A 22,259-nucleotide genomic window follows, 5' to 3' on the forward strand; every position below is an offset into this window, starting at 1 on the left:
GATCCCGTTTCTCCAACCGGCACTGCGCCCCACACAACGATTCATCTCTCCCGCTGCCTCCTTCATCCGAGTGATTACTACCTTGGACGCCGCAAAGTAACGTTCGGTTCCGCAGATCGCGTTCACTCTTGAACGAAGCAATCCAGGCGAGAACAATCGAACAATGTCGTGGACACCGAATCCGGACGCACTTCGCGGGCGAGTGGCTGTAGTTGCCGGGGCGACGAGGGGCGCCGGACGCGGAATCGCCGCGGCATTGGGCGAGGCCGGTGCAACCGTCATCTGCACTGGCCGGAGCACATCTGCCGGAATTCTTCAGTCGGACTATCCGCGCGGAGAGACCATCGAAGAGACGGCAGAGTTGGTCACCGAACTGGGCGGCGTCGGCGTGCCGATTGCCGTCGATCATCTCAAGAGCAAACAAGTGGCTGATCTCGCCGAACGCTTGCGAATCGACTATCACCATATCGACATCTTGGTCAACGACATCTGGGGCGCGGAATTACTCAAGGGTGGGCCGGCGGAGTGGAACACGCCGGTATGGGAACACGATCTGGACAAGGGGTTTCACATTCTGCGCCTGGCGATCGACACCCACATCACCACGTCGCACCACCTCCTGCCGCTCATGACCGATAGGCCAGGCGGACTGGTCGCCGAAATAACCGATGGCACTACCGAATACAACGCATCGAACTATCGTATCTCGGTGTTCTACGACTTGGCCAAGGTGTCCGTGAACAGGCTCGCATTTTCGCAAGGCCACGAACTTGCCCCGTTTGGATGTACTGCCGTCGCCATCACTCCCGGGTTCCTGCGATCGGAGATGATGCTGGACAATTTTGGTGTCGGCGAATCGAATTGGCGTGACGCTCTGTTGCCGGAGCGGGATGGTCCGACTGCGCCCGCGGATTTCGCACGCTCCGAGTCACCAAGATTCATCGGACGTGCGATCGCGGCCATCGCTGCCGATCCGAATCGACAGCGATGGAATCAGCGATCGGTCAGTTCAGGCGAACTCGGAACGGAATACGGGTTCACCGACGCGGACGGCAGCCGCCCCGATTTCTGGCGGACCAAATGAATCCGGCTGCGACTATGATCCGCGCATGGCCGAATTCGCGACGATCAACGAATACATCGCTTCGTTTCCCACCGACGTGCAACCAGCCCTCGAGAGTATCCGCGAGACGATTCACAACACGGTTCCAGGCCTCGATGAGACCATCAGCTATCAGATGCCGACCATGACGGTGAACGGAAAGAACCTGATTCACTTCGCAGGCTGGAAAAACCACATCTCGATGTACCCGCTCCCGGCGGGTGACGCCGAGTTCGAGAAGTCCGTCGACCCTTACCGGGCTGCGAAATCAACGGTGAAGTTCCCGCTGAACAAACCGATCCCTCTCGATCTCGTGGCTCAGATCGTCGAATTGCTCGCGCAGCGCCACTAACGTCCGTTCTCGTCGGAGCCTTGTGAGAACGTATGGCCGTGCAGAGACAACCCATCCGCCGCATCAAGGCCGGGCCATCGTCGGGCGCCGACGTAGGCAGCTGGCCGATGACGGTGCCTGCAGTCGCGCAGATCGTTCAGCACGGTCTCGAGCTTCCACCGGGTGTCACCATTCTGGTCGGCGAAAACGGAGCGGGAAAGTCGACCGTCATCGAAATTATTGCCGCCGTTCTCGGTCTCAACGCCGAAGGCGGGTCGACCAATACGCGGCATCAGACTCGATCGAGTGAACCGGGCGGCCTCGACCTTGTGATCGAGCGGAGTCCCGGAGCATCGAAGTGGGCGTACTACCTCCGAGACGAAACCCTGCACGGTTTGTACACGTACTTGGAGGACAACCCCAATCCCAAGCGACCTGAACCGCTTTACCATCACCTCTCCCACGGTGAGGCGCTGCTCGAGATCCTGTCGTCGAGGACCTCCGACGGCGGCTTCTATCTCATCGACGAACCCGATGCCGCACTCTCCTTCCAAGGAACCCTGACACTGGCGGCGCTGCTCGGCGAGCTGGTGGAATCCGGCGCGCAGGCGGTGATCGCGACGCACTCGCCGATCATCGCGGCGCTGCCGAACGCCAACCTGCTCGAGATCGGAGAATGGGGAATCCGAGCCTCGAGCTGGGAGGACCTCGATCTGGTGTCGAACTGGCAGCGGTTCCTTCACGACCCGCACACGTACCTGCGCCATCTGATCTAACCTGGAACTCCACCCCAGGAGGCCTCCATGGCATACGACAAAGCGCTGGCTGAGCGTATCCGCGATGCGCTCTCGGGCGAGGACGACGTCGAGGAAGTAAAGATGTTCGGTGGGCTGAGCTTCATGGTGAACGGGAAGCTGGCCGCCAGTGCGAACTCACACGGCAACATCATGGTTCGGTGTGACCCCGATCGAGTCGACGAGCTTCTGACGCACAAGGGTGCAAGCTGGCCCGAGATGCGGGGTAAGCCGATGAGCAAGGGATGGATCGTCGTCGACCGAACCGGGACGAGTTCGAACGTCGAATTCAACGCGTGGATCAAGGAAGCTCTGGACTTCGTTCACTGACAGCTGGGGTGCGTTGCCGAAGATATCTGACGAGACTGGTGTGGCCGCGGGCTCTCGCGTCGATGAGAGACTGAACCGTGCCCGATCGACCTGAGATTGTCTGTATCTGCGGCTCTGCGCGATTCGCTGAAGAGATGCGGGAGGCGAACCGCGACCTGACGTTCGCGGGCGTGATCGTCGTCGCGCCGGTTGAAGCAGACGAGGCGGTTTCTGTCGAGCAGAAGATCCTGCTCGACGCGCTCCATCTGCGCAAGATCGACCTCGCCGATCGGGTTCTGGTCGTCAACCCTCGCGGATACATCGGTGAGTCCACGCGCCGAGAGATCGCGTACGCGCGCGCCGCCGGCAAACCAGTGTCGTTCACGACGCCGTTTGAACAGTAAGCGCCTCGTCGGTGCGGGCTGCAACGAATGTTCTCACGCCGAGTTGCTCGAGCCCTAGCGCCGGTTCGATCAATTTCGCTCGATTCGGCAAAAGTGAACTGGGCGGCCCTTAGACTCCGGAAAAGCATTGGATTGGGCGGCTCGACGCCGCGGAGGAAAGGTGGTCCGTCCCGTGACGTTCACACCCAATCAGCCGGATCACCAACGCGCCTTCGGGTTTCAGCTGCCGTCGACCCGCGCAATTCCCTCCCTCATGCCCGACCGTTTCGGACCTAGCCTCATCGGATCGCTCTGGGCGTGCGCCGGGATCGTCGCCGGAAGCCTCGGCCCGTGGACGTCATCCTCCGCGCTGGACCACAGTGGTATCGACGAATGCGGAGTGATCACTCTCGTCCTCGCTCTGTGTGCGGTGACCGCGCTGATCACCCTCATGGTTCGAGACGTCACGCCCGAGATCAAGAATCACTGCACCGGCCCTTTGGTCGGAATCGCGGTCTTGATCGTTGCCGTCGGAAACGCCGCGTCCATCGTGCGACGTAGTACCGAGTTCGCAGGGCACACTGCCGGACCGTCCATCGGGTGGGGACTGTGGGTGGTCATCGCGTCCGCAGTGATCCTGTGCATCACGTCGTCGACCGTCGCGCACATGATCAGGTTTCAGGCAGCAATGATCACAAGGTCTTGATCAGACCGCCGTCGATCACGAAATCCGCGCCTGTCACGTTCCCCGCACGATCGCTGGCGAGGAACAACACCAGGTCGGCAACCTCTTCGGGGAAGGTGAACCGCCCAGTCTCGGCTCCGGCCGCGGCGCTTTCGACGATGTCGTCGGCGGCTGATCCACTCGCCTTCGCCAGCGTCGAGGCCACTCCGTGCTTGCCGAGCCACAACTCCGTTTGCACCGGGCCAGGGCTGACGGTATTGACGCGGATCCCCTGCCCGCCCAGTTCTTTCGACAACGACTTCGAGAAGTTGGTCAACGCCGCTTTGGCGGCGCTGTAGTCGATCACCGTGGGGTCAGGTAAGAATGCGTTGACCGAACTGATCGTCACGATGCTCCCGCCACCTCGGCGGATCAACTCCGGCAGCGCAGCGCGAACAGTGCGTACAGCCGACAAGAACGTCAGATTGAACGACGCCGCCCACTCTTGGTCTGTGATGGCCGCGAAACCGCTCGTTCTCGGGGTGACGGCCCCGACATTGTTGACCAGGATGTCGACGCCGCCCCTCACTGCTGCAACCTCGAGCAGTCGGGTTGATCCTTCGACACTCGCGAGGTCGACGCCGACAAAGGTGACGGCGCCGCCGGACTGCAGCGATTCGAGTTCCGGCGAGAGCGTCCGCGAGCCCGCGACGACGTGGACTCCCTCGGCCACCAACGCCCGCGTGACAGCCAGTCCGATACCTTTTCCCGCGCCGGTAACGACGGCAGTTCGTCCGTCCAATTGCAGATCCACTGCGGTCCCCGTTCGGTCCGGTGCGCAGCGTTGGGTGTGCGTACGACAGCTCTAGAGTCGCCGCACGCACACCCTGGTAAACCTGCAGAACCAGCCGCTGTTACCTAGCCACTGTTACGAAGCGCAGTGGCCAGGCCGTTCATCGTCAGCTGGATACCCCGACGCACCTGATCGCTCTCGTCGCCGGAACGGTACCGACGGATCAGCTCGACCTGTAGATGGTTGAGAGGTTCGAGGTACGGGAACCGGTTGTGGACCGAACGCTCGAGGCCCGAGTTGTCGGCAAAGAGGTTCTCGTTGCCCGTGATTGCCTTGTACATGCGAATTGTGCGTTCGTGCTCGTCGGTGATCATTCCGAAGACTCGATCGCGCAGTTCGGCGTCGGGCACGAGGTCCGCGTACCGGGCCGCCAAACCGAGATCCGACTTCGACATCACCATGGCCATGTTCGAGAGAACGGTTCGGAAGAACGGCCACTTCTCGTACAGGGCCGTCAACGTGGCAAGCCGAGTGTCGTCTCCGTCTATCCATCTTTCGAACGCGGCGCCGGTTCCGTACCAACCCGGAAGCATCACGCGAGACTGACTCCACGAGAGCACCCAGGGAATCGCTCGCAGGTCGGAGATCGCCTTGGTCTGCTTGCGAGAGGCCGGACGAGAGCCGATGTTGAGTGCCCCGATCTCGGCGACCGGTGTCGACGCTTCGAAGTACTGCACGAATCCTGGTGTGTCGTGCACCAATTCGCTGTACGCGGTGCGGGCGAGGGCCGCGAGCTCGTCCAGTACCGCGTAGGCAGCGTCGGCATCGCTGCCGAGTCCTTCGACGTCGAGCAACGTCGACTCGATAGTCGCGGCGATGAGTGTTTCGAGGTTGCGATGTGCCAGACGCGGTTCGGCGTACTTGGCCGCAATCACCTCACCCTGCTCGGTGATTCGCAGAGAACCAGCGACTGCACCGGGAGGCTGAGCCAGAATCGCTTCGTAACTCGGTCCGCCGCCACGTCCGACGGTTCCGCCGCGGCCGTGGAAGAGCCTCAACCTGATTCCGCTCTTACTCGCGGCATCGACGAGGTCGAGTTCGGCACGGTACAGCGCCCAGTTGGCTGCCAGGTACCCGCCGTCCTTGTTCGAGTCGGAGTACCCGAGCATCACTTCTTGACTGTCACCACGGGAACGGACGATCGCACGATAGATCGGGATGTCGAGCGTCGCCAGCAATGTGTCGGCGCCGCCCTGCAGATCCTCGATCGTCTCGAACAACGGCACGATGCCGATCGGGCACGAGGGCTCGCTACCGACGCCCGGATCGAGCACCCCGACCTCTTTGAGCAGCACTGCAGCCTCGAGCATGTCACTGACCGAGGTACACATGCTGATGATGTAGTTGGGTACCGCACCCGCTCCGAGAGCCCGCACTGCCTTGGCACCGGCCGCCATGATGGCCAGTTCCTTGGTGGTCAATTCGCTGAACTCGGCGTCCGGCGAAGTCAGTGGTCGCCGCGTCGTCAACTCGGCCGACAGCAATTCGACTCGATCGGCTTCCGGCAAGGACGCGTAGTCCGGGTGAACTCCGGCCCACGCCAGAAGTTCTGCGACGACGCTTTCGTGTACCTCGGAGTTCTGCCGCATGTCCAGACCGGACAGGTGAAAGCCGAACACCTCCACCGCTTCTCGGAGCCGATCGAGTCGATCGTCGGCGATGGTCTCGTCACCGAAACGACGCAACGAGGTGTCGATGATTCCGAGATCCCGCTGCAACTGTGCCGGGTCGGTGTACGCCTCGAGTCCGTCGTCGGACCCGTGGGCGGGCAACTCCCCCAGTACCGTCAGTGCTGTGGCGCTCAAGCGCCCGCGGATACCGCGAATCGCGCGACGGTACGGCTCGTCGGCCCTGAAGGCAGAGTCGTCGCCGGAGGTAGACGCCAGCAGATCGAGTTCGGGCGTGACGGAAACCAGCCGCGCCGACATCGACAGTTCACGCTCGAGATGTTCGAGTTCCTCGAGGTGATGCTCGAGAGCAGTCGCCGCAGCGCGCGACGTGGCACGCTGGACGATTTCGCCGGTCACGTACGGATTGCCGTCTCGGTCACCGCCGATCCACGAACCCGGCCTCAGGATCGGTTCCGGCAGGAGCCCGGCGTCCGGCCAACGAGTGCGCAGAGCTTTGCGAACCTCGGCGTTGATCTTCGGAATCACCTCGAACAACGCTGCGTCGTAGTAGCGCAGGCCTACCTCGATTTCATCCTGGATGCGGAGGCGGCTGAGCCGGATCAGAGCCGTCTGCCACAGGGTCAGGATCTGACGGCGCAATTGCAGATCGACATCAGCGGTTTCTGCGACGCTCAGCGCCGTGCGCTCGCGGTATCGCATCAACTCGGTGATCCGACTCTGCGTCTCGAACACCGTACGGCGTCGAGTCTCCGTCGGGTGAGCGGTGATGACGGGTGAGACCAGGGCGCCCCGAAGCGCTTCTTCGACGGTGGCCGAATCGATATCGGCTGCATCAAGTTTGGTGTACGTGGCCGCGAGAGTGCTGTCGCGGGGCGGTTCCCCCGCGTTGACGTGGATGGCCCGTCGACGCTCGCGGTGGATGTCCTCGGCCAGGTTGGCGAGCAGTGCGAAGTGACTGAACGCCCGGATGACGGGAATGGCGTCGTCCGTACTGATTTCGGCGAACAGCGACACCAGTTCGGCGCGATCGATCTCCGAACGACGGACTCGGAACGACTCGACACGGGCTCGCTCGACCAGATCGAACACATTGTCGCCGGCTTGCTCTCGCACTATTTGTCCGAGTATTCCGCCGAGAAGCCGGATGTCTTCGCGCAGCGGCTCGGTGGCCTCTCGCGGTGTTTCTCGATGCGACGCGGTTTCAGTCATCACACAATTATCGACCGAAACAAAGAACCCCGCTCGATAGGCGGGGTTCCGTGTCTGAAATTCGTGTGTGAAAAACTACCGGCTGTAAGTCATGAGCCGAGAATCAGGCGAACTTGATCTCCAGGCCGATGCCGACGATCGAAATGAGCCAGATCAACGCGGTGAAGACCGTCAACCGGTCGAGGTTCTTCTCGACAACAGTCGATCCGGACAGGCTGGACTGGACACCGCCACCGAACAGACTCGACAAACCGCCGCCCTTACCGCGATGCAGGAGCACCAAGGCGATGAGGAGCAAGCTGGTGATGACCAGCAGGATATCCAGGAACAGTTTCATGTCTGTCTACGTCCACCAATCCAATAGGGACAACTACAACCGATAACACCATACAGGCGCGCGCAGATAGCCTGACCACATACCCGCCTCGCACATGACTTTGCACCCGGCCAGGCACGATTCTTGGTCAGTGGCATCGATCACACTGTCGAGATACCGATTCAGTAGTTTTTCAGTTGACGCGACTCTACCTCCGAAAGGCCGGCTCCATGCTTTCCGACACTGCCCTGCCCAACACTGCCCTGCCCGACACACCCCTGCCTGACACACCGCGTCTGGCTTCGATTCACAACTTCCGCGACGTGGCCGGCCCCGGGTACGTCACGACCAGCGGACAGGCGATGAGCCGCGGAGTCTTCTACCGTGCAAACGTACTGACGCCCTCGCCCGAGGATCTTGCAATCGTGGAATCGCTGGGGCTGACCGCCGTCTATGACGTGCGCTCCGAAACCGAGGCGAACGAAACTCCCGACATCGTGCCGGCGCCGGCGATGTACGCCCACATTCCCATCCTGTCCGGAAACATCCACGCCGAAGCGATGGCTCTCCGAACAGCGGACGCTGCAACAGCTTTCATGCAGAACATCAATCGCAGCTTTGTCGCAGACCCCGTCACTCGGAACGGATTTTCGCAGTTGTTCGCCGCCCTGGCGACCACCGAGGGGCCGCAACTCTTCCACTGCACGGCGGGCAAGGACCGAACAGGTTGGGCGGCAGCACTACTGCAGACACTCGCTGGTGTACCGCGCGAAACGATCACGGCGGACTACCTGCTCACGAACACGTACTCGGCCGAGTACATCGATGCAACAGTTGCGAAGATCGCCGCTGCCACAGATGCAGACAAGGGCGAGGTGATCCGGTTGCTGCTTTCCGTCGACGCGAGTTACCTGGGCGCTGCCTTCGAGCAGGTGGATGACCACTACGGGACCGTCGAGAACTATTTGACCTCCGGGTTGGAGCTTGCTCCCGAACTCGTCGGCGCTCTGAAAACCAAACTCCTGAGCTGACTCGCGAACAAAAAACTGCGGGCGTGTGACCTACTCGGTCACACACCCGCAGTCTTAGTCTCGAGCAGTTTCAGCTCACTACCCGATCATCACGGGAGTGGACCGCCTGCAGCGATCGCAGACAGTGTCGCGAACTCGTCAGCCTTGAGTGACGCGCCGCCGACAAGAGCGCCGTCGACGTCGGTCTGGCCGACGATCTCTCCGACGTTCTTGGAGCTGACGCTACCGCCGTACAGAACGCGAACGCCGGCCGCGACCTCGGTGTCGGCAAGTTCGGCCACTGTTGCTCGTACCGCAGCACACACTTCCTGCGCATCGGCGGCAGAAGCGACACGGCCGGTGCCGATGGCCCAGACAGGTTCGTACGCGATGACGATCTTGGAGATCTCCTCCGCGCTCAGGCCCGCCAACGAACCCTTGAGCTGGTCGACGTTGTAGGCGACATGCTCGCCCGCTTCGCGGATCTCGAGGCCTTCGCCGATGCACACGATCGGCGTGAGGCCGTTCTTGAGAGCAGCCTTCGTCTTCGCGAGGACGGTCTCGTTGGTCTCACCGTGAAGGGTGCGACGCTCGGAGTGACCGACCACGACGAAGGTGCAACCGAGCTTGGCCAGCATGGAGCCGCTGATCTCGCCCGTGAACGCACCCGAGTCATGAGCCGAGACATCTTGCGCGCCGTACGTGAGGAGGAGCTTGTCGCCCTCGATCAGCGTCTGGACGCTTCGGATGTCGGTGAACGGCGGGATGACCGTGACGTCCACTTTGTCGAAGTACTTCGCAGGCAAGGAGAAAGCGATCTTCTGCACCAGGGCGATAGCCTCGAGGTGGTTCAGATTCATCTTCCAGTTGCCGGCGATCAACGGCTTACGTGCCATGTCGGATCAGCCTTCCAGTACTGCGATGCCAGGCAGCTCTTTGCCCTCGAGGTACTCGAGGGAAGCGCCACCACCGGTGGAAATGTGCGAGAAGCCCTCGTCCGGGATACCGAGCTGACGAACGGCTGCTGCGGAGTCGCCGCCGCCGACGACGCTGAAGGCGCCCTTCTCGGTTGCCTCCACGATTGCCTCGGCGACACCGCGGGTGCCTGCCTCGAACTTCGGGAACTCGAACACGCCCATCGGGCCGTTCCAGAACACCGTCTTGGCGCCGGTCAGGATCGCGGCAAAGCGCTTGACCGACTCCGGTCCGATGTCCAGACCCATCCAGCCGTCGGGAATCTTGTCGAACGGAACGATCTTCGACTCGGCATCGGCCGAGAAGGAGTCCGCGACGACAACATCCTGAGGGATGTGGATGACGTCGGCGTACCGGTCGAGGAGATCCTTGCAGGTCTCGATCATGGACTCTTCGCACAGCGAATTGCCCACGGACACACCCTGAGCCGCGAGGAACGTGTAGAACATTCCGCCGCCGATCACCAGAGTGTCGACCTTCGGTGCCAGTGCCTCGATGACGGCCAGCTTGTCCGAGACCTTGGAGCCACCGAGCACCACCGCGTACGGACGCGCTGCGTCCTGCGTGAGCTTGGCGAGCACCTCGACCTCGGCGCCGACCAGGTATCCGGCGTAATGCGGGAGCAGCTTCGCGACGTCGAAGACCGACGCCTGCTTACGGTGAACAACACCGAATCCGTCGGAGACGAATGCGCCGTCGTCACCGACCAGCTCGACGAGAGCCTTGGCGAGCTTGACCCGCTCGGCTTCGTCCTTGCTGGTCTCGCGAGGGTCGAAACGGATGTTCTCGAGCATCAGGACGTCACCGTCGGTGAGTCCTTCGGAACGAGCCAGCGCGTCCTGTCCCACGACGTCACCGGCGAGTTGCACGTTACGACCGAGGATTTCGGCCAACTTCGCGGCAACCGGTGCGAGGGAGAACTTGGGATCGGGCTGACCGTCGGGGCGCCCGAGGTGCGCGGTCACGATGACCTTCGCTCCACCCTCGGCGAGTGCCCGCAGGGTGGGAGCGGACGCGACGATGCGACCCGGGTCCGTGATTTCTCCGCCATCCAACGGGACGTTGAGGTCGGAACGCACCAGTACGGTGCGCCCCTCGACCCCAGCGTCCAGCAGATCCTTCAGCGTCTGAACTGCCACTGTTATCGAAACTCCGCTCAGAGAGACTTGGCGACGAGGCCGATGAGGTCGGCGAGGCGGTTGGAGTAGCCCCACTCGTTGTCGTACCAGGAGACGATCTTGACCTGGTCGTCGATGACCTTCGTCAGACCCGAGTCGAAGATCGACGAGTGCGGGTCGGTGACGATGTCCGAGGAGACGATCGGTGCGTCGGTGTACTTCAGGATGCCCTTGAGGGGTCCTTCGGCAGCAGCCTTCATCGCAGCGTTGATCTCGTCGGCGGTGGCCGACTTCTTCAGGTTCGCGGTGAGGTCGGTGACCGAGCCCGTGGGGATCGGCACGCGCAGTGCGTAGCCGTCGAGCTTGCCGAGCAGCTGCGGGAGAACCAGGCCGATTGCCTTGGCTGCACCGGTACCGGTGGGAACGATGTTGAGGGCAGCTGCGCGGGCGCGACGGAGGTCTGCGTGCGGAGCGTCCTGCAGGTTCTGATCCTGGGTGTACGCGTGGATCGTGGTCATCAGACCCTTGACGATGCCGAACTCGTCGTCGAGAACCTTGGCGATGGGGCCGAGGCAGTTGGTGGTGCACGACGCGTTGGAGATGATGTTCTGGCTGCCGTCGTACTTGTCGTCGTTGACGCCCATCACGATGGTGATGTCTTCACCCTTGGCCGGAGCCGAGATGATGACCTTCTTGGCGCCGGCTTCGAGGTGTCCCTTGGCCTTTGCGGCGTCGGTGAAGATGCCGGTGGACTCGACGACGACGTCGACGCCCAGCTCGCCCCAGGGAAGTTCGTTCAACGGGCCACGGTGTGCGAGGGCCTTGATGCGCTGATCGCCGACGACGATCGTGTCGTCACCGTCGAGCGACACGTCGTACGGCAAACGGCCGAGGATGGAGTCGTACTTCAGCAGGTGAGCGAGCGTCGCGTTGTCAGTCAGGTCGTTGACTGCCACGATCTCGATATCGGTGGTTCCGAGCGCCTTCTGCGCATCCACCGCCCTGAAGAAGTTACGTCCGATACGGCCGAAACCGTTTACGCCAACCCGGACAGTCACAATTCGCTCCTTTGACCATGATTCTGGTGTGCAACTTGACCCACGCATACTCCGAATCCGTGTGTGCACGACGCGGACGTGGGGTTCATCGGTCGATGTGACTCATACCCTAATGCGCGTGGCCCGAACGTGCGCAGCCCACCCTGACGGAGGGCAGGTCACCCCTCTTCGAGTAGCTCCACATTCACTGCGGATTCGGTGTCGGGTATGCCCGTTTCCTTGGCCTTGCGATCAGCCATGGACAGCAGGCGACGGATACGTCCGGCAACGGCGTCCTTGGTCATCGGCGGGTCGGCCAACTGGCCGAGTTCTTCGAGGGACGCCTGCCGATGCTCGACGCGCAGTGCACCCGCCGCCGCGAGGTGATCGGGCACGTCCTCACCGAGGATCTCCAACGCACGCTCGACGCGCGCAGCAGCCGCAACGGCAGCGCGAGCAGAGCGTCGCAGGTTTGCGTCGTCGAAATTGGCGAGACGATTGGCGGTGGCGCGGACCTCGCGTCGCATCCGCCTCTCCTCCCACACCAGACGTGTGTCCTGGGCTCCCATTCGGGTCAGGAGATCGCCGATGGCCTCACCGTCGCGGATCACCACACGATCCGTTCCGCGAACCTCACGTGCCTTCGCCGAGATCCCCAGACGTCGCGCAGCTCCAACCAGAGCAAGTGCGGCTTCCGGGCCCGGGCAGCTCACTTCGAGCGCCGACGAACGGCCGGGTTCGGTCAGGGAACCGTGCGCGAGGAACGCACCGCGCCACGCTGCTTCGGCGTCGCCGACACTTCCGCCGACGACCTGCGCAGGCAAGCCGCGAACCGGACGCCCGCGAAGATCGAGCAGTCCCGTCTGGCGTGCGAGGGCCTCACCCTCCTTCGCCACACGCACGATGTAGCGCGCGGACTTTCGAAGCCCGCCCGCACTGAGTACGTGCACGTCGGCACTGTAGGTGAACAGATCGAATATCTCCCGGCGCAGACGTCGCGCCGTGGAGCCCAGATCCACCTCTGCTTCGACGACCACCCGGCCGCCGACGATGTGGAGCCCACCGGCAAAGCGCAGCAACGCGGAGACCTCTGCCTTGCGGCAGCTGACCTGAGTCACCACTAACCGGCTCAGTTCGTCCTTGACCTCCGCTGTCATTGCCACGAAGCGTTCTCCCTCTGTTCTTCGGATTGCTGTTCTTGCAGGGAAGACTGTGTCGAATCCCCTACTGCCGCACTGCTCGACAGTTCAGCCAGTACATCGGCCAGTTTTGCCGGATCGTGTACATGCGCTGCGCCCGGTGAGGTGTCCGCGACATCCGCGTACCTGACTTCGGCTGAAAATTGATCCGCCGCACGCTGCAGATGTTCACGTTCACGCCCGGCCGGTACCGACGCCGAGTCGACCACCACGTAGTCGACCCGGAAATCGGGCACGTGTTGGGAGAGTACGTGCAGGTGACGCTCTGCGGAGAATCCGGCGGTCTCCCCCGGCTCGGGTGCGAGATTGAGCACCAGCACCTTTCGAGCGTTCGTCGACGACAGTGATTCGACGAGTTCGGGTACCAGGACGTGTGGGATCACGCTCGAGAACCACGATCCCGGGCCGAGAACCACGAGATCGGCACGATCGATCGCAGTCACGGCATCGGGGCACGCGGGCGGATTGGACGGGAGCAGTCTCACACGCCGAACCTTGCCCGGGGTGGTCGCGACGGCAACCTGTCCACGAATGCAGCGGCTGACGCGGGGGTCCTCTTCGAGTCCCTGAACGTCGGCTTCGATCTCGAGCGCGATCGGCGACATCGGCAGCACACGGCCACGGATTCGCAGCAGTCGCGCCATCTCGTCGAGCGCGACGACCGGATCGCCGAGCACCTCGGTCAGTCCGGCCAGGATGAGATTGCCCACCGAGTGCCCGGCAAGTGCGCCGACACCGCCGAAGCGATGCTGAATGGTCCGAGTCCAGTCGACTATCTCGGGTTCGTCCGACGCGAGAGCTGCCAGCGCCATCCGGAGGTCTCCAGGCGGGATGACGCCGAGTTCGGCGCGCAGCCGGCCCGACGAACCACCGTCGTCGGCGACCGTGACCACGGCGGTGACGTCGACCGTCAAGCGTCTGACGGCCTGGAGCGTGGCGAACAATCCGTGCCCGCCGCCGAGCGCGACGATGGCCGGCCCTTCGGGTGTCTCCCGCGAGCGATGTGTCGGTTCACTCATTCGCGCCCCAGATCCCGGTGCACGATGCTGACCGAGATGTCGTCCTCGGAACCCAAACTCCTCGCGAGAGCTTCGGACATGGCCACGCTTCGGTGCTTACCGCCGGTGCATCCGACCGCAATTGTCATGTAGCGCTTTCCTTCTCGTCGATATCCGGCGATCGTCAAATCCACCAGATGTCGGTAGGTGTCGAGATAGTCTTCCGCGCCCTCGCGGGACAACACGTAGTCGCGAACGTCGGCATCCTGACCGGTGTGCGGGCGAAGTTCAGGGATCCAGTGGGGATTGGGCAGGAAACGAACGTCACAGACGAGATCGGCGTCCATCGGCAGGCCGTACTTGAATCCGAACGACTGGACCGTCACCTTCATCGTTCGGTTGGCATCGTTCCCGAACGCCGTTTCGATCTTCTGACGCAGCTGATGCGCCTTCAGTGCCGACGTGTCGATGACCAGATCGGCGGCCGCCTTCACCACGGCCAACTGCCGACGCTCGGCTGCGATCCCTTCGGACAACGTGCCGTCGATGCCGTCGTTCTGCAACGGATGACTGCGGCGCACCTGTTCGAACCGTCGGATCAACACGTCGTCCGACGCTTCGAGGTACAGCACCCGAGTATGGATCGGTTCCGCCTCGAGTTCGGTGAGCACCCACCCGAGATCGCCGGTGAAGAGTCGACTCCGCACGTCGATCACGACGGCGAGACGATCGACCGGCGGATCGGAGGTCAGGCTCAGACCGACCATTCGGGAAATGAGCTCAGGTGGCAAATTGTCCGCGACATACCAGCCGAGGTCTTCGAGCACCTTGGCAGCGGTACTCAAACCTGCTCCGGACAATCCCGTCACCAGCAGGAAATCCATCGTTCGACTGTCTTTGGCGCTGTCGGTAGTCACTGTGCACTCGGCCCCGTCGTCGGCATGGACAATTCTCGCGACTCGGAGCCCTCGTCACCGCTACCGGATTCGGCGCTGGGCGCGTCAGCAGACGTAACAGACGATTCGGATTCCGTGTCCAGCTCATCATCCCCTACCGCGGCTGGCAGCGCTCGAGCTTCAGCACCCGCGTCGGCTGCAGCCGAATCCGTGCCGAGTGCGGCCAGAACTGCTGTGGCGGTGGTCTCACCGATACCGGGGACCTGCATGATCTCCTCGACCGTTGCCGTTTTCAGCTTCGCCACGGAACCGAAGTGAGCCACCAGAGCGGTTCGACGAGTTTCACCGAGCCCCTTGACCGAATCCAGAGCCGAAGCCGTCATCCGCCTCGAGCGTTTGCTGCGATGGAACGTGATCGCGAAGCGGTGGGCTTCGTCTCGGATGCGCTGCAGTAGGTACAACGACTCGCTCGTCCGAGGGAGGATGACCGGATCTTCTTCCCCCGGTACCCATACCTCTTCGAGTCTTTTGGCCAACCCGACTACCGCGACGTCAGTGACCCCCAGTTCGTCGAGGACCGCCGCTGCCGCCGTGACCTGAGGGGCGCCGCCGTCCACGACGAACAGATTGGGCGGATAGGCGAACCGCCGAGGCCGGCCCGTCGCCGGGTCGATCGCCGCTTCGGGAGCCAGGTCCCCACCGTCCGAGTCCATGGTCGACGCCGACGCCGCGAGGACGCCCAGGTCGCGGTTGTGGCGCAGGAACCGCCGACGCGTGATCTCCGCGATACTCGCGACGTCGTCGGAATGACCGTCGCCGGCAGCTTCCTTGATCGCGTAGTGGCGGTAGTCCGACTTACGCGGGAGCCCGTCCTCGAACACGACCAGTGACGCCACGACGTCGGTTCCCTGGACGTGACTGATGTCGATGCATTCGATTCGTAGCGGAGCCGAGTCCAGGTCCAGTGCTTCCTGGATGCCCTGCAGCGCCGCAGAACGCGAAGTGAAATCGCCGGCGCGCTTGAGCTTGTGCTGCGCCAGAGCCTCTTTCGCGTTTCGCTGGACTGTTTCGGCGAGGTCTTTCTTGTCGCCGCGTTGCGGAACCCGCAGTTGCACTTGCGATCCCCGAAGCTTGCTCAGCCACGCCTGGATCTCGGTCGCGTTTGCCGGCAGAACCGGCACCAGAACTTCCTTGGGAACTGCGCTGATCCCGGCCTCGGAACCCGCTCCCGGGTCGAGGGCCGCCTGCTCCCCGTAGAACTGGGTGAGGAACTGCTCGACCAGGATCGGCAGGTCGGACTCGGCGTCGAGTGCGGCCCAGTCGATGGCGTCGCCTGCCTTCTCCACGACCCATCCACGCTGACCCCGCACGCGTCCGCCCCGCACGTGGAACACCTGAACGGCGGCTTCGAGATCATCGGTGGCAAAGGCGACGAGATCGGCGTCGGTGCCGTCACCGAGTACGACGGCCTGCTTCTCGAGCGCCTTGCGCAAAGCGCCGATATCGTCACGCAGACGGGCTGCGGTCTCGAAGTCGAGGTCCTCGGAAGCCTGCTGCATGCGCTTTTCGAGATCTTTGACCAGCTTGTCCGTGCGGCCGGCGAGGAAGTCGCAGAAATCTTCGACGATCTGTCGATGCTCCTCGGCGCTGACTCGCCCGACGCAGGGCGCCGAGCACTTGTCGATGTAGCCGAGCAGACACGGCCGGCCGATCTGGTTGTGTCGTTTGAAGACTCCGGACGAGCACGTTCGTGCGGGAAAGACTCGTAGCAGCAGATCGAGTGTTTCGCGGATGGCCCAGGCATGGGAGTAGGGACCGAAGTACCGGACACCCTTGCGCCGCGGACCGCGGTAGACGAACAAGCGCGGGAACTCTTCGTTGAGCGTCACAGCGAGAACCGGATACGTCTTGTCGTCGCGGTACCGGACGTTGAACCGCGGATCGAATTCCTTGATCCAGTTGTACTCGAGCTGAAGCGCTTCGACTTCGGTACTGACGACGGTCCACTCGACGCTGCCGGCGGTGGTCACCATCTGCCGAGTACGGGGATGAAGTGTCGTGACGTCCGCGAAGTACGAGTTCAAACGTGAACGGAGGCTTTTCGCCTTTCCGACGTAAATGACCCGACCATGCGGATCGCGAAATTTGTAGACGCCCGGCGCAGCCGGAATGGTTCCGGTAGTGGGGCGGTAAGTCGAGGGATCCGGCACGGTTTCAGGTTAGTCGCCGCCACCGACCGACTCGGAAACACGCAGGATGCGGGCACCGAACCGGTCGGAAGACGTCAGTTGCTCTTGTGCGCGACCGGTGCGTAGCGGTCGGCCAGTTCGCGGAACTTACCGACCGTGTCGACGGCGTACTCGCGGTCGTTGGACTGGATCGCCATCACTGCCATGTACTCGTCGTCGGGCAATTCGATGCGTGCCCAGGCGGCACCGTCGGGGAACGAGAGTCCCTCGAACAGATCCCAGTCGACGATCTTCTCGCCCAGGATGTTTCGTACGGCAATACCCTGCTTGCCCACCTTGACCCGGGGCCGCGTCAACATCAGCACACCGAGAGCCAGAATGGTGCCGATGCCTGCCATCGCGATCTGGTCCGCGGCACGGAAGTACACGCCGGTGGACCCCTGGCGAAGCAGGAGTGCCAGAGTGACGTGAACGATCACCAGGAGGACGGCAACTCCGATCGCGTATCGCGTCGACTTACGCGGTGACGCAATCAGTTCCCAGTTCTCGTTGTCGCCGGGTGTACTCATCGAAACGAATCCTCGGTCCATGGTGCTCGGAGATGGCGCAGGGTCACTGCGGTGTCCAGTGCGGCGGCGCAGGCCTGTGCGCCCTTGTCCTCGACGCTACCCGGCAGACCCGAACGGTCAAGAGCCTGCTGCTCGGTGTCGGTGGTCAGGACACCGTTCCCCACGGGGGTGCTTTCGTCGAGCGAGACGCGTGTGAGGCCCGCGGTGACCGCGTCGCACACGTACTCGAAGTGCGGCGTGCCGCCGCGGATGACAACACCGAGAGCGACGACGGCGTCGTGCGTGCGCGCCAATGCCTGCGCAACGACCGGCAGTTCGATCGCGCCGGCGACACGGACCAGTGTCACGTCCTTGATCTGTGCTTCCTGCGCGACGCGCTGCGCGCCGGCGATCAGGGCCTCGGAGATCGTCGCGTGCCACTGCCCGGCAACGATCGCCAGCTTCAGATCCTTGGCCTCGGCGATCGCGAGCTGCGGCTGACCTTCGCCGCTCACAGTGCGGTTCCCGGCTGTGCGGTGTTCTGGTTCGCCTCGTACTCGTCCAGTCCGATCAGATCGTGCCCCATCCGATCGCGCTTGGTGCGCAGGTAGGTGAGGTTCTCCGCATTCGCGCGCAGCGGCATCGGAACACGATCGGTGATCTGCAGGCCGTAGCCGTCCAGACCCACACGCTTGGCCGGGTTGTTGGTCAGCAGACGCATCGACGAGATCCCCAGATCGACGAGGATCTGGGCACCGATGCCGTAGTCACGGGCGTCCGCCGGTAGGCCGAGTTCGAGATTGGCGTCGACGGTGTCGGAACCGGCGTCCTGGAGCTGGTAGGCCTGCAGCTTGTGCATGAGACCGATGCCACGACCCTCGTGCCCGCGCATGTACAGAACAACGCCGCGGCCCTCCTGGGCGACCATGTCCAGTGCGGCGTCGAGCTGCGGGCCGCAATCGCACCGCAGCGAACCGAAGACGTCGCCGGTGAGGCACTCGGAGTGAACGCGGACGAGTACGTCGCTACCGTCGCCGTCGGGGCCTGCGATGTCGCCGCGCACCAGCGCAACGTGCTCGACCTCGTCGTAGATGCTCGTGTAGCCGACAGCGGTGAACTCACCGTGGCGGGTGGGGATGCGGGCCTCGGCGATACGCAGCACGTGCTTCTCGTGCTTGCGACGCCACGCGATGAGGTCCGCGATCGAGATCAGAGCAAGGTTGTGTTCGTCGGCAAAGACTCGCAGCTCGTCGGTCTGAGCCATCGCGCCTTCGTCCTTCTGGCTGACGATTTCGCAGATGACGCCGGCAGGACGCAGGTCCGCCATGCGGGCGAGGTCGACTGCAGCTTCCGTGTGACCAGGACGACGCAGTACTCCGCCTTCCTTCGCGCGGAGCGGAACGACGTGACCGGGGCGAGTGAAATCGTTGGCACCGGATTCGGGGTTGGCGAGCAGACGCATCGTCGCAGCGCGGTCCGACGCCGAGATGCCGGTACCGATTCCCTCACGGGCGTCGACCGTGACGGTGTACGCCGTGCCGTGCTTGTCCTGGTTGGTGGCGTACATCGGGGGCAGGCCCAGCCGATCGCAATCGTCACCGTCGAGCGGCACGCACAGGTAGCCGGAGGTGTACCGGACCATGAACGCCACCAGTTCCGGGGTGGCTTTCTCGGCGGCGAAGATGAGGTCGCCCTCGTTCTCGCGATCCTCGTCGTCCACGACGACAACAGCTTTACCTGCAGCGATATCTGCTACTGCGCGCTCGATACTGTCGAACCTGGTCACGTGCTCGCACTCCAAAGTCTTGACTTTTCACATCATCGAATACAACAAGTGCATCCGACGGATGCACTGACAACCCTACGACCAATCGGACGGGTCCGATCAGCCTGGTCCTACCGACCGGCAGAGTGAAGCCGCTCGACGTACTTCGCGATCACGTCCACCTCGAGGTTGACCGGCGTACCGACCACAGCGGTTCCGAGCGTCGTCAACTCGAGCGTTGTCGGGATCAGCGAGATCTCGAAGTACTCGAACCCGCGGTCTCCGCCCAGCGCGGAGACCGTCAGCGAGACTCCGTCGACGGTGATCGAACCCTTCTCCACGACGTAACGGGAAATGGAGTCGGGCAGTGCGATCCGCACTACCTCCCAGTTCTCGGACGGCGAGCGGGAAATGACGTGGCCTGTTCCATCGACATGCCCTTGAACCAGGTGGCCGCCGAGTCGGCTGTTCAGCGCCGCGGCACGCTCGAGGTTGACGCGAGAGCCGACATCCAATTTCGCCAGGCTCGAGCGGTTCAGGGTTTCCTGCATGACATCTGCGGTGAACGAACCGTCGGCAAGCACGTCGACCACCGTCAGGCACACTCCGTTGACCGCGATTGAATCACCGTGGCCGGCGTCGGAGGTGACCAGTGGCCCGCGCACCGTGAAACGTGCAGCATCGACCAGTTCTTCCTTGGCGACAATTTCGCCGAGTTCTTCCACAATTCCTGTGAACACGCGCCCTACTCCTCGTTCCCCGGAGCAGAACTCTCCGGAACCAGACTCAACAAAATATCGGGGCCGATCGTTACCGCGGACTCCAGACGGAATCGGTGGGCGTCGGTGATGGTGTGCACTCCGGCATCGACGAGTGCGGAGGCGCCCGCGCCGAGCAGGATCGGAGCGATGTATGCCTCTATGACGTCGACATATCCGGCGGCAAGGAATGCTCCGGCCAGACGGGGCCCACCCTCGAGAAGTACGTCCGTGTACTCCCCCAACGCCTCGACTACTTCGTCGACGTTGTCGGTGTTGAGCACCAGAGTCGGTGCGGTGTCGTCGAGAATGCTTGCCGTCGAGGGTATTTCGCGCTTTCCGACGACGACGCGAACGGGCTGGTGCGCCGCGAGCTCACCGGTGGGCTGACGTGCGGTCAGCCACGGATCGTCGGCGAACACGGTGCCGGTACCGACCACGATCGCATCGATCTGCGCTCGCTGCGCATGCACGCGCGCCCTCGCCTGCGGACCGGTGATCCACTGACTCGTTCCGTCCTCGGCGGCGCTGCGTCCGTCCAGACTGGCCGCGTACTTCCACGTGATGTGCGGGCGACCGGTGCGCTGTTTGTGCAGCCAGGCTCGCAGTGGACCAGCTTCCACCTCGGGTGCTCGCAGTCCGGCCGTGACGCTGATTCCAGCGCGCATGAGCGTCGCTGCGCCGCCGGAAGCCTCGGGATTGGGATCACCGACGGCGTAGACAACCGCCGAGACTCCGGCGTCGATCAATGCCTGTGAGCAAGGGCCGGTTCGTCCCTGGTGATTGCACGGTTCCAGTGTCACCACTGCCGTACCGCCACGTGCCGCATCGCCGGCCTCGTCGAGAGCTACAACCTCGGCGTGCGGTCCACCGGGCGGTTGCGTCATACCGACGCCCGCGATGGTTCCGTCGGCAGCGAGGATGACCGCGCCGACCGGTGGGTTGGGGCTGGTGAATCCGCGCGCGGAATCAGCTGCGGCCAGCGCGATCTGCATCGCGGCGTCGAGATCAGCCGTCGACGCCTGTCCACCCTTTGCCATCGAGCGGCTCAGACCGACAGCGTCAGGTGCGGCGACGCCGAGGCGGCCTGCGCGCGCAGCTTGCGCACCGCCTCACCGGGATCACTCGCTCCGTACACCGCCGAACCGGCGACGAAGCAGTCGATCCCTGCTTCAGCGGCCTGCTCGATCGTGGAAGCGTTGATGCCGCCGTCGATTTCGACAAGGAGCGTCAGCTCACCCGAGTCGACGAGCTTTCGAACTGCGCGTGCCTTGTCGAGCACCTGAGGCATGAAGGACTGACCACCGAATCCGGGTTCGACGCTCATGATCAAGAGGGTGTCGAAGTCCTTGAGGATTTCCAGGTAGTCGTCGATCGGGGTTCCAGGCTTGATGCTCAGCCCCGCCTTGGCACCAGCTGCACGAATATCGCGGGCAACCGAACGCGGATCGTCGGTGGCCTCGGCGTGAAACGTGACGTTGTACGCACCGGCCTCGGCGTACGGCGGCGCCCAGCGCTCCGGATTCTCGATCATGAGATGGCAGTCGAGCGGAATATCCGTCGCCTTCAGCAGACTCTCGACCACCGGCAGACCCAGCGTGAGATTGGGAACGAAATGCGCGTCCATCACGTCGACGTGAAGCCAGTCGGAGCCGGACACGGCAGTCGCTTCATCAGCGAGTCGAGCAAAATCTGCGGACAGAATGGACGGTGCAATCATCGGGGAAGCCACGACGCCGAGTTTAGCTGTGTCTCATTGCCGACCATGCATGCACATCGGAGCCGGTGCAATCAGATCAGTTCTTGACGACGGTGTGGAGCTTTCGCACCTTGGCCGGTGCCTTGATCCGCCACGCGTCTTCGAGCATCTCACCCAACTGCACCTCGTCGATCAGTTCGAGGTGCACGAGGATCGAGCCGTGCCCGTGATAGTGATCGGTGGTGAAGAAAGCCGCCTCGCCACTGGCGAGTAGCGCCTCCTTCTCGTCCAGACCGCACATCACGACCAAAGCGCCCTCCGCTTCGGTGCGGAGCCGCGCAAAAGTCTTACCTGCCACCTTGAGTGCCGGGGTGTTGTACGAGGTCGACTCTTCCACGGAGGGAAGAGCCGAACCCAGTACTACAACCTGTTCCCACGTAACCATGTAGGCACCATACGACTACCGATGCCCAGA

Annotated in this window: 24 protein-coding genes; 7 read left to right on the top strand and 17 right to left on the bottom strand. The window is 63.1% G+C overall.

The window, feature by feature from the left end; translation table 11 throughout:
• The first annotated feature begins 163 nt into the window (after positions 1-163).
• From ACYP01_RS22405 to ACYP01_RS22430, 6 genes are all read left to right on the top strand, one after another.
• Positions 164-1,084: an SDR family oxidoreductase gene (locus ACYP01_RS22405; protein WP_064075321.1), complete on the top strand. Its 921-nt coding sequence runs from the start codon at positions 164-166 to the stop codon at positions 1,082-1,084.
• A gap of 25 nt (positions 1,085-1,109) precedes the next feature.
• Positions 1,110-1,454, top strand: a complete 345-nt coding sequence (locus ACYP01_RS22410) for an iron chaperone (RefSeq protein ID WP_459682508.1) — start codon at positions 1,110-1,112, stop codon at positions 1,452-1,454.
• A 32-nt stretch (positions 1,455-1,486) separates the two neighbouring features.
• Positions 1,487-2,209, top strand: a complete 723-nt coding sequence (locus ACYP01_RS22415; protein ID WP_118607249.1) for an AAA family ATPase — start codon at positions 1,487-1,489, stop codon at positions 2,207-2,209.
• Between the two features lie 27 nt (positions 2,210-2,236).
• Positions 2,237-2,557 carry a TfoX/Sxy family protein gene (locus tag ACYP01_RS22420; protein ID WP_003944891.1) on the top strand — a complete coding sequence of 107 codons (321 nt, stop codon included), beginning with the start codon at positions 2,237-2,239 and terminating at the stop codon, positions 2,555-2,557.
• Between the two features lie 134 nt (positions 2,558-2,691).
• A complete protein-coding gene (locus ACYP01_RS22425; protein ID WP_218960106.1) occupies positions 2,692-2,940 on the top strand; it encodes a hypothetical protein in 249 nt (82 codons plus the stop codon).
• A gap of 172 nt (positions 2,941-3,112) precedes the next feature.
• Complete coding sequence (locus ACYP01_RS22430) at positions 3,113-3,625, top strand: hypothetical protein (protein ID WP_007727952.1); 513 nt, start codon at positions 3,113-3,115, stop codon at positions 3,623-3,625.
• Here ACYP01_RS22430 and ACYP01_RS22435 read toward each other — a convergent pair.
• The 3 genes from ACYP01_RS22435 to secG form a co-directional block, all read right to left on the bottom strand.
• Positions 3,612-4,397, bottom strand: coding sequence for an oxidoreductase (locus ACYP01_RS22435; RefSeq protein ID WP_372027802.1), 786 nt, complete (start codon positions 4,395-4,397; stop codon positions 3,612-3,614). The two genes, ACYP01_RS22430 and ACYP01_RS22435, sit on opposite strands and share 14 nt — an antisense overlap.
• Before the next feature lie 104 nt (positions 4,398-4,501).
• Positions 4,502-7,276 carry a phosphoenolpyruvate carboxylase gene (gene ppc, locus ACYP01_RS22440; RefSeq protein WP_459682514.1) on the bottom strand — a complete coding sequence of 925 codons (2,775 nt, stop codon included), beginning with the start codon at positions 7,274-7,276 and terminating at the stop codon, positions 4,502-4,504.
• A gap of 103 nt (positions 7,277-7,379) precedes the next feature.
• A complete protein-coding gene (secG, locus tag ACYP01_RS22445) occupies positions 7,380-7,613 on the bottom strand; it encodes a preprotein translocase subunit SecG (protein WP_003944946.1) in 234 nt (77 codons plus the stop codon).
• Positions 7,614-7,822: 209 nt separating this feature from the next.
• Here secG and ACYP01_RS22450 point away from each other — a divergent pair, with 209 nt between their 5' ends.
• Positions 7,823-8,623, top strand: a complete 801-nt coding sequence (locus tag ACYP01_RS22450; RefSeq protein WP_459682517.1) for a tyrosine-protein phosphatase — start codon at positions 7,823-7,825, stop codon at positions 8,621-8,623.
• A gap of 89 nt (positions 8,624-8,712) precedes the next feature.
• Here ACYP01_RS22450 and tpiA read toward each other — a convergent pair whose 3' ends face one another.
• The 14 genes from tpiA to ACYP01_RS22520 form a co-directional block, all read right to left on the bottom strand.
• Positions 8,713-9,498: a triose-phosphate isomerase gene (gene tpiA, locus ACYP01_RS22455; RefSeq protein ID WP_459682519.1), complete on the bottom strand. Its 786-nt coding sequence runs from the start codon at positions 9,496-9,498 to the stop codon at positions 8,713-8,715.
• Positions 9,499-9,504: 6 nt separating this feature from the next.
• Positions 9,505-10,716: a phosphoglycerate kinase gene (locus ACYP01_RS22460; RefSeq protein WP_003944901.1), complete on the bottom strand. Its 1,212-nt coding sequence runs from the start codon at positions 10,714-10,716 to the stop codon at positions 9,505-9,507.
• A gap of 17 nt (positions 10,717-10,733) precedes the next feature.
• Positions 10,734-11,753, bottom strand: a complete 1,020-nt coding sequence (gap, locus tag ACYP01_RS22465; protein WP_003944851.1) for a type I glyceraldehyde-3-phosphate dehydrogenase — start codon at positions 11,751-11,753, stop codon at positions 10,734-10,736.
• Positions 11,754-11,911: 158 nt separating this feature from the next.
• On the bottom strand, positions 11,912-12,889 hold the full coding sequence (gene whiA, locus ACYP01_RS22470; RefSeq protein ID WP_021344225.1) for a DNA-binding protein WhiA: 978 nt from the start codon (positions 12,887-12,889) through the stop codon (positions 11,912-11,914).
• Positions 12,886-13,950 carry a gluconeogenesis factor YvcK family protein gene (locus tag ACYP01_RS22475; RefSeq protein WP_065455725.1) on the bottom strand — a complete coding sequence of 355 codons (1,065 nt, stop codon included), beginning with the start codon at positions 13,948-13,950 and terminating at the stop codon, positions 12,886-12,888. The genes whiA and ACYP01_RS22475 overlap by 4 nt, the downstream gene beginning before the upstream one ends.
• On the bottom strand, positions 13,947-14,846 hold the full coding sequence (gene rapZ / locus ACYP01_RS22480) for an RNase adapter RapZ (RefSeq protein WP_459682523.1): 900 nt from the start codon (positions 14,844-14,846) through the stop codon (positions 13,947-13,949). Before rapZ ends, ACYP01_RS22475 begins: the two co-directional genes overlap by 4 nt.
• A complete protein-coding gene (uvrC, locus tag ACYP01_RS22485) occupies positions 14,843-17,035 on the bottom strand; it encodes an excinuclease ABC subunit UvrC (RefSeq protein WP_459682525.1) in 2,193 nt (730 codons plus the stop codon). The genes rapZ and uvrC overlap by 4 nt, the downstream gene beginning before the upstream one ends.
• 74 nt (positions 17,036-17,109) lie before the next feature.
• Positions 17,110-17,583, bottom strand: a complete 474-nt coding sequence (locus ACYP01_RS22490) for a PH domain-containing protein (RefSeq protein WP_003944987.1) — start codon at positions 17,581-17,583, stop codon at positions 17,110-17,112.
• The gene (gene ribH / locus ACYP01_RS22495; protein WP_003944999.1) at positions 17,580-18,077 is read right to left on the bottom strand and encodes a 6,7-dimethyl-8-ribityllumazine synthase; all 498 of its coding nucleotides are present in this window, start codon (positions 18,075-18,077) and stop codon (positions 17,580-17,582) included. The genes ACYP01_RS22490 and ribH overlap by 4 nt, the downstream gene beginning before the upstream one ends.
• Positions 18,074-19,348 carry a bifunctional 3,4-dihydroxy-2-butanone-4-phosphate synthase/GTP cyclohydrolase II gene (locus ACYP01_RS22500; RefSeq protein ID WP_003944833.1) on the bottom strand — a complete coding sequence of 425 codons (1,275 nt, stop codon included), beginning with the start codon at positions 19,346-19,348 and terminating at the stop codon, positions 18,074-18,076. The genes ribH and ACYP01_RS22500 overlap by 4 nt, the downstream gene beginning before the upstream one ends.
• Before the next feature lie 110 nt (positions 19,349-19,458).
• Positions 19,459-20,067, bottom strand: a complete 609-nt coding sequence (locus ACYP01_RS22505) for a riboflavin synthase (protein WP_003944892.1) — start codon at positions 20,065-20,067, stop codon at positions 19,459-19,461.
• Between the two features lie 5 nt (positions 20,068-20,072).
• The gene (gene ribD / locus ACYP01_RS22510; RefSeq protein ID WP_003945026.1) at positions 20,073-21,125 is read right to left on the bottom strand and encodes a bifunctional diaminohydroxyphosphoribosylaminopyrimidine deaminase/5-amino-6-(5-phosphoribosylamino)uracil reductase RibD; all 1,053 of its coding nucleotides are present in this window, start codon (positions 21,123-21,125) and stop codon (positions 20,073-20,075) included.
• Positions 21,126-21,133: 8 nt separating this feature from the next.
• The gene (gene rpe, locus ACYP01_RS22515) at positions 21,134-21,817 is read right to left on the bottom strand and encodes a ribulose-phosphate 3-epimerase (RefSeq protein WP_019748384.1); all 684 of its coding nucleotides are present in this window, start codon (positions 21,815-21,817) and stop codon (positions 21,134-21,136) included.
• 64 nt (positions 21,818-21,881) lie between these two features.
• Positions 21,882-22,229 carry an MmcQ/YjbR family DNA-binding protein gene (locus tag ACYP01_RS22520; RefSeq protein ID WP_003944924.1) on the bottom strand — a complete coding sequence of 116 codons (348 nt, stop codon included), beginning with the start codon at positions 22,227-22,229 and terminating at the stop codon, positions 21,882-21,884.
• Positions 22,230-22,259: the final 30 nt, after the last annotated feature.

The organism is Rhodococcus sp. no. 34 (assembly GCF_054589475.1).